Below are 13,704 nucleotides of genomic sequence, written 5' to 3'. Positions count from 1 at the left end.
TTCCATGTACCCAGACAATTGGCAGGCGCAAAAAAACCCGGCGCTGTCTGGCAGGCCGGGTTTTCCAGAGACGCGACCCTTAGCGGGCAGCGCCGAGCTGGCCTTTTTCGTCGGAGAACACAATTTCCACCCGACGGTTCTGCGCACGGCCACGCTCGGAAGCGTTCACGTCCACCGGGTATTCATCGCCGTAGCCTTCGACCTGGATGCGTTTGTCGTCGATGCCCAAGTCCATCAAGACGTCAGCCACCGATTGCGCACGGTCACGCGAAAGTTTGAGGTTGTCGTGTTTACCGCCGGTGCTGTCGGTGTAGCCTTCGATCCGCACCACGCGTTTCGGATTGAGCTGCAGGAACTGAACAATCTTCAGCACCACACGGTTCGCCGAGTTTTTGAGCTCGGCCTCACCCGTATCGAACAGCACATCGCCCAATGTCATCACCAGGCCCCGGTCAGTCTGGGTGGTCGCCAATGCGACAATCTGTTCTTCGAGCCACTTGCCCTGCTGCTGAACGCTGAGCAATTTGGATTCGCGCAGCGCCAATTGCAGACGCTGACGCTCCAGTTCGAGCTTCGCCGCACGCTCTTCGTTGAGCACTTGATTGGTGTGTTCACGGGCGATTTCGCTGTAGCGCTGGCTCAGGTAGGCGTAATGCACCACGTCCGAACCGCTGCCCCAATAGCTGGACAGACGATCTGCGCGGGCCAGGGATTCACCGGCGCGGATCACGTCTTTGGGCGCGATACGCAGCACATTGGAATCTTCCTTGACCTTCTGGAAGTCGGCGCCCGCTTCTTGCAACGCGGCTTCACTGTGTTGCCCGGCGCAGCCATACAGACTGGCGCAACCGGCGAGGATCAAGCTGCCGAGCACTTTTGACTTGAGGCTCATTGGGCATCTCCCAGTTGCTTGCGCAGACGAGTGATGCGGGTATTGAGCACGTTCAATTGCTCCTCGCTCTTGAGGGTCAGCACCTTGGCTTCGGCCAGGCGCGCGTCCAGTTCGGCCTGCTCGGCTCGCATGCGCGCACGTTTGTAGGACTGCTCGGTCATGTTGCTTTGGGCACGAGCGAATTTTTCTTCGGCCAGTTTCATTTCCGGCATGTCATCGGCGGTGGCGCCCACGGCTTTGGCTTGTACGAGTGCCTGTTCGGTCAGGCGAATCTGTTCATTCGGCGCCGGATCGGCTGCACAACCCGCCAGAGCCAGAACGGCCAGGGCAGCGAAAAGAGGTCGAATACTCACTAAAAATCCCTACTGTTTTGGGGTACTGACAGGTTGTTGCTGTTGCTGCACCTTCCAACGCTCGATATTGCGTTGCAACGCGGCGTCCGTCAGTCCTGAGGCGGGCAATTCTGTCATCTTTTTGGCCAGCTGTCCGCGCAACCACGGATCGTTGCAAGCGGAGTTATGGGAAACCGCGAGGTACAGACCGGGCTTGTCGATCGGTTGCGGGTAGGCGATCAGGTCGTTGGCCATGCTCAGCGTCTGCGCGACCGCCATACCTGAATAGCGTCCAGCAAGGACAAATTCCACCTCACCCAGGAGCAACTTCTGGAAGGCCAGGGTCAGGTTGGGTGTACGGATGAGGGTCAATTGCTGCTCGGCAAAAGTGCCGAATGCCGGGGTCATTCGAGACTTTTCCGACACTGCGCCGGGATGACCGTGAAGGTCCTGAGCTTCGTTGTAGATCAATGTCGAATTCTTGCGGGTCCAGACCAGGTAGTCGTTTTCCAGCAGCGACGGATGAATGTAATCCAGGGTTTCCAGTTCGCTGACAGTCAACGGTGCATCGGCCAACATGTCCATGCGCCCGCTGCGCACTTCGTCCAGCGCCTGGGAGCGTTTGCCGGCATAAAGCAGTTCAACCTTGATGCCCAACTCCCCCGCCACGTGCTGCAACAGATCAGCACTGGCACCGATCAGTTTTTCAGGATTTTGCGGGTCTTGCCACAGGTACGGAGGTGCGTCCGGGCTGCCGGTCACGACCAGTCGCTCGCACTTGCCCGCCGCATTGGACAGCGCCGGCAACATCATCAAACCCAGCAGTAATGGCCAGCCGCACACGCGACGCAGATCCATGGCAACACTCTCCACTAAAACCCTGTTATATCGCCTGTAGGAGCTGTCGAGTGAAACGAGGCTGCGATCTTTTGATCTTCCGCTTGGGATTCGAGCGGACCTGAAAATTCGCAGCCTTGTTTCACTCGACAGCTCCTACAACAGCTCCTACAGAAGAACAAAAAAAAAGCCCGACCAAAAGGTCGGGCTCTTTATAAGTCAGGCCGCTGGATTAGACCAGCTTCTCGAACTCTGGGATAGCTTCGAACAGGTCAGCTACCAGGCCATAATCGGCCACCTGGAAGATCGGCGCTTCTTCGTCCTTGTTGATCGCAACGATCACTTTGGAGTCTTTCATGCCGGCCAGGTGCTGGATCGCGCCGGAGATACCGACCGCGATGTACAGCTGTGGCGCAACGATTTTGCCGGTCTGACCGACCTGCATGTCGTTGGGTACAAAACCTGCGTCGACCGCGGCGCGGGAAGCACCGACGGCAGCGCCCAGCTTGTCAGCCAGTGCGTACAGGTGTTTGAAGTTGTCGCCGTTCTGCATGCCGCGACCGCCGGAAACGACGATTTTGGCAGCGGTCAGTTCCGGACGATCGGACTTGGCCAGTTCTTCGCCGACGAAGCTGGAAGTGCCAGCGTCGTGAGCAGCGGCAACGGCTTCAACGGCAGCCGAACCACCTTCAGCTGCAACCGGGTCGAAACCGGTAGCACGCACAGTGATGACTTTCACCGAAGCGTTGGACTGAACGGTAGCGATGGCGTTACCGGCGTAGATCGGACGCTTGAAGGTGTCAGCGTTTTCGACCGAGATGATCTCGGAGATCTGGTCAACGTCCAGCTGCGCAGCAACGCGCGGCAGGATATTTTTGCCGTTGGAAGTGGCGGCAGCCAGGATGTGGCTGTAACCAGCTCCCAACTCTGCAACCAGCGGCGCGACGTTTTCCGGCAGTTGGTGAGCGTAGGCGGCGTTGTCGGCCACCAGCACTTTAGACACGCCAGCGATTTTCGCCGCGGCTTCTGCAACAGCACCCACATTCTGGCCAGCGACCAGAACGTGAATGTCGCCACCAATTTTGGCGGCAGCAGCAACGGTGTTCAGGGTGGCAGGAGCCACAACCTTGTTGTCGTGCTCAGCGATTACCAAGATAGTCATGATTAGATTACCTTCGCTTCGTTTTTCAGTTTCTCGACCAGTTCAGCCACCGACTTGACCTTGATACCCGCGCTGCGTGCAGCAGGCGCTTCGACTTTCACGGTCTTGTTGGTAGAGGCGGTGGAAACGCCCAAAGCGTCCGGAGTCAGCACTTCGAGAGGCTTCTTCTTGGCTTTCATGATGTTTGGCAGAGACGCGTAGCGCGGCTCGTTCAAACGCAGGTCGGTGGTGACGATGGCCGGCAGTTTCAGGGAAACTGTCTGCGCGCCGCCGTCGACTTCGCGAGTCACGGCAACGCTGTCGCCGCTGATTTCAACTTTGGACGCGAACGTGCCCTGACCGTAGCCGCTCAATGCAGCGAGCATCTGGCCAGTCTGGTTGTTGTCGCTGTCGATGGCTTGTTTGCCAAGGATCACCAGCTGAGGCTGTTCCTTGTCGACAACAGCTTTCAACAGTTTGGCAACGGCCAGCGAAGTCAGGTCTTCGGCGGATTCGACGAGGATGGCGCGGTCGGCACCCAGAGCCAGCGCGGTGCGCAGTTGCTCTTGAGCGGTGGACGGGCCGACGGAGACGACGACGATTTCAGTCGCAACACCTTTCTCTTTCAGGCGTACGGCTTCTTCCACGGCGATTTCGCAGAACGGGTTCATCGACATCTTGACGTTGGCAAGATCGACGCCGGAATTGTCCGCCTTGACGCGGACCTTGACGTTGTAGTCCACAACGCGTTTGACAGCTACAAGAACCTTCATGGATTCCTCGTTACTCTCCGGTGAAAAGAAAGTCGCCTAGGCGAACCTGGCGGTTGATGCTCATCGGCGCAAGGGCACCTCTAAAAACGCTGGCAAAAGTGTCAAGTGACCATCGCTCACAATGATGATGACCGTTTGTCAGTGGTGACCGACGAGTCATTCATTATCGCGGCGTGTAAACTGCGCGCTATACGTGCACTGCGCATCACCTTGTACTGCCATCGCCCTGTCTTTAGAGGTGCTCTTGAAACCAACAGTGTGCCTACGGCGAGCGCAAAACCGACCGTATCTTGACCGGAACGCCTATTCCGGTCAATACGGTAAAATGGCCGTTCGTAAGCCGCGTGACTTTGATTTCTCTGGCTTTGAGCCAATTCAAACAAACGTTTGTATTGGACGCTGGGAGTGGTGTAGATATAATGCGCCACCCAGAGAGAAAGGTGGACTATCGATTGTCCTGTTCCGCGCTCGCGCAGGGATTCATGGATGCGACACCAAACCTCCAAAATTAGAAAAAAAACTGTTGAGCCTTGAGTAGGAGATAACCTGTGGAACGCGAATACATGGAATTCGACGTCGTCATCGTCGGTGCCGGCCCCGCTGGTCTTTCCGCTGCCTGCCGCTTGAAGCAGAAGGCTGCTGAAGCCGGTAAGGAAATCAGCGTCTGCGTGGTCGAAAAAGGCTCCGAAGTCGGTGCTCACATCCTGTCTGGCGCCGTGTTCGAACCACGCGCCCTGAACGAGTTGTTCCCGGACTGGAAAGAACTTGGCGCCCCGCTGAACACGCCGGTCACCCGCGATGACATCTTCGTTCTGAAAAACGCAGACAGCGCGCAAAAAATTCCTGACCTCTTTGTGCCCAAGACCATGCACAACGAAGGTAACTACATCATCTCCCTGGGCAACCTGTGCCGCTGGCTGGCCCAGCAGGCCGAGAACCTGGGCGTAGAAATCTACCCTGGCTTCGCCGCTCAGGAAGCACTGATCGACGAGAACGGCGTGGTGCGCGGGATCATTACCGGCGACCTGGGCGTTGATCGCGAAGGCAATCCGAAAGAAGGCCTGTACACCCCGGGCATGGAACTGCGTGGCAAGTACACGCTGTTCGCCGAAGGTTGCCGTGGCCACATCGGCAAGCAGTTGATCAAGCGTTTCAACCTCGACAGCGAAGCCGACGCCCAGCACTACGGCATCGGCCTGAAAGAAATCTGGGAAGTCGACCCGGCCAAGCACCAACCAGGCCTGGTGGTTCACACCGCCGGCTGGCCGCTGGACATCATGGGCACCGAGAACACCGGTGGCTCCTTCCTCTATCACCTGGAAAACAACCAGGTGGTTGTCGGCCTGATCGTCGATCTGTCCTACAGCAACACTTACCTGTCGCCGTTCGATGAGTTCCAGCGCCTCAAGCACCACCCGGTGCTCAAGCAGTACCTGGAAGGCGGCAAGCGCATCAGTTACGGCGCCCGTGCCATCAGCAAAGGCGGCCTGAACTCGTTGCCGAAAATGGTCTTCAAGGGCGGCGCGCTGATCGGTTGCGACCTCGGCACCCTGAACTTCGCCAAGATCAAAGGCAGCCACACCGCGATGAAGTCCGGCATGCTCGCCGCTGAATCCGTGGCCGACGCGCTGTTCGCCGAGAAAGATGGCACCGAAGAACTGACCACTTACGTCGACGCGTTCAAGAAAAGCTGGCTCTATGACGAGCTGTTCGCCAGCCGCAACTTCGGCCCGGCGATTCACAAGTTCGGCGCGATCGTCGGCGGTGGTTTCAACTGGCTGGACCAGAATATCTTCGGCGGCAAACTGCCGTTCACCTTGCACGACACCAAGCCGGATTACGCTTGCCTCAAGCTCGCCGCCGACTGCAAGAAGATCGACTACCCGAAACCGGACGGCAAGATCAGCTTCGACAAACTCAGCTCGGTGTTCATCTCCGGTACCAACCATGAAGAAGAACAGCCGTGCCACTTGAAGCTGGCCGACCCAAGCATCCCGATCAGCAAAAACCTGCCGCTGTACGATGAGCCTGCCCAGCGCTACTGCCCGGCTGGCGTGTACGAAGTGATCACCATGGAAGACGGCGAGAAGCGCTTCCAGATCAATGCCCAGAACTGCGTTCACTGCAAGACCTGCGACATTAAGGACCCTGCACAGAACATTACCTGGGTGACGCCGGAAGGTGCTGGCGGCCCGACTTACCCGAACATGTAAGTTGAACGCCTGAACATCAAGGCTCCCGAAATGGGGGCCTTTTTGTTGCCCGCGATTCCCGTTTTTGTAGGAGCCGAGCTTGCTCGCGATAGCGGCGTGTCAGTCGACCGTGATGTTGGCTGACACACCGCTATCGCGAGCAAGCTCGGCTCCTACAGGGGATCTTTTGCCAACTCAGGCAGCGCGTTCTTCTCCGGGATTACGCTCAAAGTAGCGCTTGTACTCCCGGCTGAACTGCGACGTACTCTGATAACCCACCCGATGCGCCACTTGCGCCACCCCCAAGCCTTCAGACAGCAACAACTGCTGCGCCTTGAGCAAGCGCAAACGCTTCAAGTACTGCACCGGCGACAACAACGTGCTGCGTTTGAAATGCTCATGAAACGTCGACGCACTCATATTCGCGCAACTGGCCAGGGTCTCGACATTCAGCGGCTCGGTGTAATGCGCATGCAGATGGCTGAGCGATGCCGCAACCCGGGCGAATTGCCCCTGCTGCTCCACCAGCGCGCGCAACACATCGGCTTGCGGCCCGCGCAACGCGACGAACAACAACTCACGCAAACGCGCCTGGCCCATGACCTGACATTCCAGCGGATCGTGCAGGCAACGCAGCAACCGTTCCACGCATCCACGCATCGCGTCGTCGAGCACTGTCGAGGTCATGGACTCCAGCGTTTGCGCAGCAATACTGCGCCCGGACACGAGCCCCATGGCCAACACCAATTCACCGAGCAAAATCCGGTCTATCGCGATGGAAATGCCCAGCATCGGCCCATCCGGCGCGGCAAAGGTTTCGCACTCAAACGGCACCGGCAATGCCTGAATCAGATAATGCCCAGCGCCGTACTCCAGAGTTCGCGGGCCCAGGTACGCCAATTTGCTGCCCTGGACGATGATGACCAGGCTCGGCTCATAAATCTGCGGGCCACGGGCGACATCGCAACTGGCACGCAACACCTGCACTCCCGGCAACGCGGTGGGCGCGAAGCCGTCGCGAGTGGTCAGCGGCTGGATCAACGAAACCAGCGTGGCATTGGCATCGAGATGACGGGTCAACAACATGGGAGCTCTTCACAAAAAAGTCGCGGAAAAAGGGATGAAAGCATCTTCGCAGGTCTGATCATCCATTTGATCAATCGCACGTGGATGCCGGAGGAATAGGCATGACACCCGGAGGAATCGCCATGGCCGGTGCAAGGTGCGGCGCCCAGAATGCACCGCCTCACCTGTCACACCTTTTGCGAGGTTCCTCATGTACACCGCCATCGGATACGCCGCCCAGTCGGCCACCACTCCCCTCGCCCCCGTGAAATTCGAACGTCGCAGCCCTCGGGCCGATGATGTGGCGATCGAGATTCTCTACTGCGGCGTCTGCCATTCCGACATCCACCAGGCGCGCAACGAGTGGGGAATTGCCGTTTACCCGCTGATGCCCGGTCACGAGATCGTAGGCAAAGTGACCGCCATCGGTGCGAACGTGACCCGGCACAAGGTCGGGGATCTGGTTGGCGTCGGCTGCATGGTCGATTCCTGCCGCAGCTGCGAAGCCTGCCAGTCGAACCTTGAGCAATACTGCCTTGAAGGTCCGACCATGACCTACGCCACCCCGGACCGGGTCGATGGCAGCAACACCATGGGCGGCTACTCTGACAGCATCGTGGTCAGCGAGCACTTTGTCGTGCGCATCCCGGAAAAACTCGCCTTGGCCAGCGCCGCGCCGATCCTCTGCGCCGGCATCACCACCTACTCGCCGCTCAAGCATTACGGCGTCAAGGCCGGTGATAGAGTCGGGATCCTCGGCATGGGCGGCCTCGGTCACATGGGCATCAAGTTCGCCAAGGCGATGGGCGCCGAAGTCACCCTGTTCACCCGTTCGGCGAGCAAGGCCGAAGAAGGTCGTCGCCAGGGCGCAGACCACGTGATCGTGTCTACCGATGCCGAGCAGATGACGGCTGCAGCTGGCCAATTCGACTTCCTGCTCGACACCATTCCGGTGCAGCACGACCTCAACCCCTACCTCGACACCCTGCGTTTCGACGGCGTGCACATTCTGGTGGGTTTGATTGAACCGATCGATCCACCGGTCCACGCCGCCAAACTGGTGTTGGGACGTCGCGTGCTCGCCGGTTCGTTGATCGGCGGTATTGCCGAAACCCAGGAAGTGCTGGATTTCTGCGCCGAGCACAACATCACCTGCGACATCGAAATGCTCGACATCCGCCAGATCAACGAGGCTTACGCCCGCATGATCGCCGGGGATGTGAAATACCGCTTCGTTATCGACATGGCGACCTTGAAGGTCTAAACCTTCAAGCCCAGTTCTGCCGACAGCCGGGTTGTGACCCCTTTGATCAGGGGAATCAGCTCGGCCATTTTTTCCAGCGGCATGTACGGCACGGTGCTGGCGATGCTGATGCCGGCGACGATGCGCTTGCTGGCATCACGAATCGGCGCCGCCACACAACGGATCGACGGTTCGTTGTCTTCCAGATCAAAGGCATAACCGCCCGCCACGTACTCGACCATGCGCTGCTGAAACTGCTCCCAGGATTGCTCCGGGTGCTGCGGCCAAAACAGATTTTTCCCACCCGCCGGCAAGCTGATTTCGTACAGCCGCTGCCATTCTTCCTGCGTGTCATCCAGCATCAGCGCCTTGCCGATCCCGGTGCGCGCCAACGGCATGCGATGGCCGACCCGCGAACGCATTTCCGGGCCATTGCGACCCGGATTCTTGTGCAGGTACAACACCTCGTCGCCCTCACGAATTGCCAGGTGAATGGTGTCGCCGGTCAACGCCGACAATTCATCCAGATACGGCCCGGCCAACGTCACCAGTGGCAACTCTTCGCGCGCCTGGAAACCCAGTTCGATCAGCTTTGGCCCCAACAGGTAGCCGACCTGCGGCACCACACGCAGGTAACGCTCGTCCACCAGACAACTGGCCAGACGATGGGTGGTGCTGCGCGTCGTGCCGATCAGCCGGGCGATTTCCTTGAGATCGCGGGCGCCGCTGGCCACAGCCTGAACCACACCCAAACCACGAAGCAGTGTCTGGGTGCCGGTCGGCGCGGCGTCCTTGGCGATTTTTGGGGCGTCTTCCTGCATATCCAGCCTTTACCGTTGAGCGAGTGACGGGCGGCATTATGGTCGCCCGATGCCCGCAACTACAACTTGATACGCTCGACTTTGCCCACCAGCAAGATGTAGGAAAGCGCGCCAATCAATGCCAGAACCGAGATGTAGGTAATCGCCGGGGCAAACGAATCACCGGTCGCCAGGAAACCGATGACAATCGGCGTGGTGATCGCCGACAAGTTGCCGATGAAGTTGAACACCCCGCCGGTCAGTCCCAACAATCGTGCCGGTGCCAAGGTTGAAACCAGCGACCAGGTGATCGACGCCAGACCGTTGCCGAAGAAGGCCAGCGCGAGGAAGGCAATCACCAGCGGCGTCGATTCGACGAAGTTGGCGCCGATGATCGAGGTGGAAATCAGCAGGCCGCCAATGATCGGCAATTTACGGGCGAAACCTACCGTGTAACCGCGACGGATCAGGAAGTCAGAGAAGAACCCCGAACACAACACACCGACGAAGGCGGCGAGAAACGGCAGCGACGCCAGCAGGCCAGACTTGATGAAGTCCATGCCGCGATATTTCACCAGGTAAGTCGGGAACCACGTCAGGAAAAACCACAGCGTCGAGTTGAGGCAGAACTGGCCGAGGTAAATGCCCCACAGTTTGCGTTTAGTCAGAACAATCCCGAGGTCAGTCCAGCTGAACTTCGCTTTGACTTTGGCTTGCTCGGCCTGGATATCCACCAGCCCGCCACCCTCGCGGATCAGGTCGATTTCAGCATCGTTGACGCCTTTGAAATCCCGAGGCTCGCGGTACACCGCGTACCAGATCACCGCCCACAGAATGCCCACCGCACCGGTGCTGATGAACACCATGTGCCAGCCAAATTCATGCTGCAACCATGCGAGTACCGGCGTCAGGAATGCCAGGCCGACGAACTGCCCAGAGGTGTAGAAACCGATGGCAGTGGCGCGTTCGCGCTCGGGGAACCAAGTGGTGACCACGCGACTGTTGATCGGATAGGCCGGGGCTTCCAGGGCACCGACCGCCATGCGCAAGACGAACAGCGCGATGAAACTCGCGGCGAAACCGAGCATGACCGTGGCGATCGACCACAGCAACAAGGCGACGCTGTAGAGGATGCGCGGTGGAACACGGTCCACCAGCCAGCCGCCGGGAATTTGCATCGCGGCGTAGGTCCAGCCGAAGGCCGAGAAGATCAGCCCGACGTGGATCGGATCGATGCCCAGTTCGCTGGTCAGCGCCGGGGCTGCGATGGACAGGTTACTGCGGTCCAGGTAGTTGATCACCACGGTGATGAACAGCAGGACCATGATGAAAAATCGCTTGCGACTGGGCGTCACCAACGACGCTTGCCCGGTGAGGGTTTGCGATTGCATGAGGAGTGCCTCTTCTTATGTTTATTGAGGTCGTCTAGAAGACTTGCAGCGCCCCCTGTAGGAGCTGGCTTGCCAGCGAAGGCGGCATGACGTCCGACATTGATGTGACTGACAGGACGCTTTCGCTGGCAAGCCAGCTCCTACAGGGGGTTTGGGGTGGATCAGAAATCAATCACCACTCAGCAAAACTGCCATCGGCATGACGCCAGATCGGGTTGCGCCAGCGGTGGCCGACGGCGGCGCGTTCGATCACGTATTCCTCGTTGATCTCGATACCCAGGCCCGGGCCATTCGGGATCTTCACGAAGCCTTTGTCGTAGTCGAACACCCGCGGATCTTTCACGTAATCGAGCAGGTCATTGCTCTCGTTGTAATGGATGCCCAGGCTCTGTTCCTGGATGAACGCGTTGTAGCAAACCGCGTCCAGTTGCAGGCACGCCGCCAAGGCGATCGGCCCCAGCGGGCAATGCAGCGCCAGCGCCACGTCGTAGGCTTCGGCCATGTTGGCGATTTTACGGGTTTCGGTGATGCCACCGGCGTGCGACGCATCCGGCTGGATGATGTCGACGTAACCTTCGCTCAGTACGCGCTTGAAATCCCAGCGCGAGAACAGCCGTTCACCGAGGGCAATCGGGGTGCTGCTCAGCGGCGCCAGTTCCTTCAGCGCTTCATAGTTTTCGCTGAGCACCGGCTCTTCGATGAACATCAGTTTGTACGGATCGAGTTCCTTCATCAGCACCTTGGCCATGGGCTTGTGCACCCGGCCATGGAAGTCGACGCCGATGCCGACGTTCGGTCCGACCGCGTCACGCACGGCGGCGACATTGGCCAGGGCCAGGTCGACTTTCTCGAAGGAATCGAGAAATTGCAGTTCTTCGGTACCGTTCATTTTTACCGCAGTAAAACCACGGGAGACCGCTTCTTTCGCCGCGCGCGCAGTGTCCGCTGGCCGGTCGCCGCCGATCCACGAATACACACGAATCTTGTCCCGCACCTGACCACCGAGCAAATCACTGACCGACACGCCCAGCGCCTTGCCCTTGATGTCCCACAACGCCTGATCGATACCGGCCAGCGCGCTCATATGGATCGCGCCGCCCCGGTAGAAGCCGCCGCGATACAGCACAGTCCAGATGTCTTCGATGTTGCGTGGGTCTTTGCCGATCAGGTAGTCGGACAATTCTTCAACCGCAGCCGCAACCGTGTGGGCGCGGCCTTCAACCACGGGCTCGCCCCAACCGGTCACGCCCTCGTCGGTTTCGACCTTGAGAAAGCACCAGCGCGGTGGAACGATGAAGGTGGTGAGTTTAGTAATTTTCATCTCTGCTCTCTTTTTATAAATGCAGCTCTTATAGATGCAGCGCTCACAGCGCCAAAAAGTCTTAGCGAAGGGCTTTCCAGGCAGCCACGTAGGCCTTGGCATTGACGGCCACGTCCGCTGGCGTCATCCCCGGCTTGAACAAACCTGAACCGAGGCCGAAGCCTTTGACGCCAGCGTCGATAAACACCTGCATGTTGTCCGGCGTGATACCGCCGACCGGCGCCAGAACGGTTCCGACAGGCAATACCGCGAGCCAGGCTTTGACGACGGCCGGCCCCATCTGCTCGGCGGGAAACATCTTCAGCACGTCCGCACCTTCGGCCAATGCGGCAAAGGCTTCCGTCGGCGTCGCCACACCCGGTGACAGGAACAACCCCGCCGCTTTCGCTGCGCGCAGCACCTTGGGATCGCTGTGCGGCATGACGATCACTTGGCCGCCGGCGGCTTTCACTTGCTCGACTTGCTCCGGTGTCAGCACCGTTCCCGCACCGATCAGGCAATCGGCAGGCAAGGTACTGCGCAGGATGCGGATACTTTCGTACGGCTCAGGGGAATTGAGCGGCACTTCGATGACACGAAATCCGGCGGCGTACAGGACTTCGCCGATGGCCGCCGCTTCTTCCGGGTGCAGGCCACGCAGGATCGCGATCAGGCCGTTTTGCGCCAAGGCGTGTTTGAGCATGTCAGACCTCCAGTCAGGTTTAACGGGATGGGTTGGGTGTGATCAGTCCAGCGGCGAGCGCCAATTGCCACAACCCGCGTTCGGTGGCTTGCTCAGCCAGCAGCACCCGAGCAAAACCGCAGGCGTCGAGGGCCCGGCTGTAGCGGGCACAGAGTTGGGCATTACCGATGAGGATGATCGAAGGCAGGTGTACGCTATTGCGCCGACGTCGCTGGGCGGTCGCCAGCGCTGACAGTTCATGACCGATCAACAGCCCCGACAAGTAATCCGCCTGGGCCGTGGCGCTCAGATCACCGATCAGCCCGAGGCTGCGGGCACTGAACAATGTCGATAACGGGCCAATCTCGCCGTCCACCGACAAGGCCACTTGCACCCCACGATCAAAAGCCTGGCCATCGAATGACGCGCCTTTTTGCTGGGTGCGCCCCAGAATGCTGTGTTCGCTGAGCACGGCGAAAATTTCGCCGGTCATGAACGTATCGAAATGCACGATGCAGCCGTCGGCCACTTCCACCCATTTCGAATGACTGCCTGGCAAGCCGATCAGCAGATCGTTGCCCGCCTCGCCCTGAAGAGTGTGCAGAACGCCAAGTACCTGGGTTTCTTCGCCGCGCATCACGTTCGGCAACGGCGAACGCTGAATCACACCCGGCACGATGTGCACATCGACACCGCGAAGACTGCGAACCGTTTGTAGGGAATTTCCGAGATTGGCGACGTTCGCCGGCGTATCGCGGTAGGCCGCTTCGCGCCAGCCCTGAGCGCTGCCGACCATGCCACAGGCAATCACAGGTAAATCCGGCTGCGCGTCGAGCCAGTCACCACAGGCCTCATCGAAGGCCAGTTCAAAACCGTCAGTGCATGCCTGACCTTTAATGATTCGCGGCGTCTTGGGCAGCTGCATGATCCCCAACGACAACGAACGTTGTTCAAGCACTTGGCCATTCGCGGCGAGTTTGTAAGCACGTAATGAGGTTGTCCCCCAATCGAGCGCGATCAATTGCGCCAGCATCGCTTCACCTGTTTTGTTTATTG

General features: G+C 59.1%; 13 protein-coding genes. 2 read left to right on the top strand and 11 right to left on the bottom strand.

The window, feature by feature from the left end; all coding sequences use genetic code 11:
- Positions 1-79 precede the first annotated feature (79 nt).
- The 5 genes from KGB06_RS20610 to KGB06_RS20590 form a co-directional block, all read right to left on the bottom strand.
- The gene (locus KGB06_RS20610; protein ID WP_223519037.1) at positions 80-892 is read right to left on the bottom strand and encodes an OmpA family protein; all 813 of its coding nucleotides are present in this window, start codon (positions 890-892) and stop codon (positions 80-82) included.
- The gene (locus KGB06_RS20605) at positions 889-1,245 is read right to left on the bottom strand and encodes a DUF4398 domain-containing protein (RefSeq protein WP_223519035.1); all 357 of its coding nucleotides are present in this window, start codon (positions 1,243-1,245) and stop codon (positions 889-891) included. The genes KGB06_RS20610 and KGB06_RS20605 overlap by 4 nt, the downstream gene beginning before the upstream one ends.
- Positions 1,246-1,254: 9 nt before the next feature.
- The gene (locus KGB06_RS20600; protein ID WP_223519033.1) at positions 1,255-2,082 is read right to left on the bottom strand and encodes a substrate-binding periplasmic protein; all 828 of its coding nucleotides are present in this window, start codon (positions 2,080-2,082) and stop codon (positions 1,255-1,257) included.
- Positions 2,083-2,293: 211 nt separating this feature from the next.
- Positions 2,294-3,223: an electron transfer flavoprotein subunit alpha/FixB family protein gene (locus KGB06_RS20595; protein ID WP_223519031.1), complete on the bottom strand. Its 930-nt coding sequence runs from the start codon at positions 3,221-3,223 to the stop codon at positions 2,294-2,296.
- Positions 3,224-3,225: 2 nt separating this feature from the next.
- Complete coding sequence (locus KGB06_RS20590; RefSeq protein WP_007945693.1) at positions 3,226-3,975, bottom strand: electron transfer flavoprotein subunit beta/FixA family protein; 750 nt, start codon at positions 3,973-3,975, stop codon at positions 3,226-3,228.
- A gap of 548 nt (positions 3,976-4,523) precedes the next feature.
- Here KGB06_RS20590 and KGB06_RS20585 point away from each other — a divergent pair.
- Positions 4,524-6,188: an electron transfer flavoprotein-ubiquinone oxidoreductase gene (locus KGB06_RS20585; protein ID WP_223519030.1), complete on the top strand. Its 1,665-nt coding sequence runs from the start codon at positions 4,524-4,526 to the stop codon at positions 6,186-6,188.
- 174 nt (positions 6,189-6,362) lie between these two features.
- On the opposite strand, the gene KGB06_RS20580 is transcribed toward KGB06_RS20585, so the two are convergent.
- Positions 6,363-7,253 (bottom strand): AraC family transcriptional regulator, encoded by an 891-nt coding sequence (locus KGB06_RS20580; RefSeq protein WP_223519028.1) that lies wholly within the window; start codon positions 7,251-7,253, stop codon positions 6,363-6,365.
- Between the two features lie 190 nt (positions 7,254-7,443).
- Between KGB06_RS20580 and KGB06_RS20575 the strand changes: the two genes are divergently transcribed.
- Positions 7,444-8,496 (top strand): NAD(P)-dependent alcohol dehydrogenase, encoded by a 1,053-nt coding sequence (locus KGB06_RS20575; RefSeq protein WP_223519026.1) that lies wholly within the window; start codon positions 7,444-7,446, stop codon positions 8,494-8,496.
- On the opposite strand, the gene KGB06_RS20570 is transcribed toward KGB06_RS20575, so the two are convergent.
- The 5 genes from KGB06_RS20570 to KGB06_RS20550 all read right to left on the bottom strand — a co-directional run bounded on the left by KGB06_RS20570 (position 8,493) and on the right by KGB06_RS20550 (position 13,681).
- A complete protein-coding gene (locus tag KGB06_RS20570) occupies positions 8,493-9,296 on the bottom strand; it encodes an IclR family transcriptional regulator (protein ID WP_223519024.1) in 804 nt (267 codons plus the stop codon). The genes KGB06_RS20575 and KGB06_RS20570 overlap by 4 nt on opposite strands.
- 59 nt (positions 9,297-9,355) lie before the next feature.
- Positions 9,356-10,666, bottom strand: a complete 1,311-nt coding sequence (locus KGB06_RS20565; protein WP_223519022.1) for an MFS transporter — start codon at positions 10,664-10,666, stop codon at positions 9,356-9,358.
- A gap of 172 nt (positions 10,667-10,838) precedes the next feature.
- Positions 10,839-11,987, bottom strand: coding sequence for a galactonate dehydratase (gene dgoD / locus KGB06_RS20560; RefSeq protein ID WP_223519020.1), 1,149 nt, complete (start codon positions 11,985-11,987; stop codon positions 10,839-10,841).
- 61 nt (positions 11,988-12,048) lie between these two features.
- Complete coding sequence (locus KGB06_RS20555; protein WP_223519018.1) at positions 12,049-12,669, bottom strand: 2-dehydro-3-deoxy-6-phosphogalactonate aldolase; 621 nt, start codon at positions 12,667-12,669, stop codon at positions 12,049-12,051.
- Between the two features lie 19 nt (positions 12,670-12,688).
- Positions 12,689-13,681 (bottom strand): 2-dehydro-3-deoxygalactonokinase, encoded by a 993-nt coding sequence (locus tag KGB06_RS20550; protein WP_223519016.1) that lies wholly within the window; start codon positions 13,679-13,681, stop codon positions 12,689-12,691.
- Positions 13,682-13,704 lie beyond the last annotated feature (23 nt).

It is taken from the genome of Pseudomonas sp. GL-B-19 (assembly GCF_019956415.1).
Taxonomy (GTDB): Bacteria; Pseudomonadota; Gammaproteobacteria; order Pseudomonadales; family Pseudomonadaceae; genus Aquipseudomonas.
Note: the sequence above shows the minus strand (reverse complement) of the source record. Positions and strands in the feature narration are given on the sequence as shown.

Coding starts and splice junctions, on each gene's coding strand:
- KGB06_RS20610 (WP_223519037.1), bottom strand. CDS start 892: ATGAGCCTCAAGTCAAAAGTGCTCGGCAGCTTGATCCTCGCCGGTTGC.
- KGB06_RS20600 (WP_223519033.1), bottom strand. CDS start 2,082: ATGGATCTGCGTCGCGTGTGCGGCTGGCCATTACTGCTGGGTTTGATG.
- KGB06_RS20595 (WP_223519031.1), bottom strand. CDS start 3,223: ATGACTATCTTGGTAATCGCTGAGCACGACAACAAGGTTGTGGCTCCT.
- KGB06_RS20590 (WP_007945693.1), bottom strand. CDS start 3,975: ATGAAGGTTCTTGTAGCTGTCAAACGCGTTGTGGACTACAACGTCAAG.
- KGB06_RS20580 (WP_223519028.1), bottom strand. CDS start 7,253: ATGTTGTTGACCCGTCATCTCGATGCCAATGCCACGCTGGTTTCGTTG.
- KGB06_RS20575 (WP_223519026.1), top strand. CDS start 7,444: ATGTACACCGCCATCGGATACGCCGCCCAGTCGGCCACCACTCCCCTC.
- KGB06_RS20570 (WP_223519024.1), bottom strand. CDS start 9,296: ATGCAGGAAGACGCCCCAAAAATCGCCAAGGACGCCGCGCCGACCGGC.
- KGB06_RS20565 (WP_223519022.1), bottom strand. CDS start 10,666: ATGCAATCGCAAACCCTCACCGGGCAAGCGTCGTTGGTGACGCCCAGT.
- dgoD (WP_223519020.1), bottom strand. CDS start 11,987: ATGAAAATTACTAAACTCACCACCTTCATCGTTCCACCGCGCTGGTGC.
- KGB06_RS20555 (WP_223519018.1), bottom strand. CDS start 12,669: ATGCTCAAACACGCCTTGGCGCAAAACGGCCTGATCGCGATCCTGCGT.
- KGB06_RS20550 (WP_223519016.1), bottom strand. CDS start 13,681: ATGCTGGCGCAATTGATCGCGCTCGATTGGGGGACAACCTCATTACGT.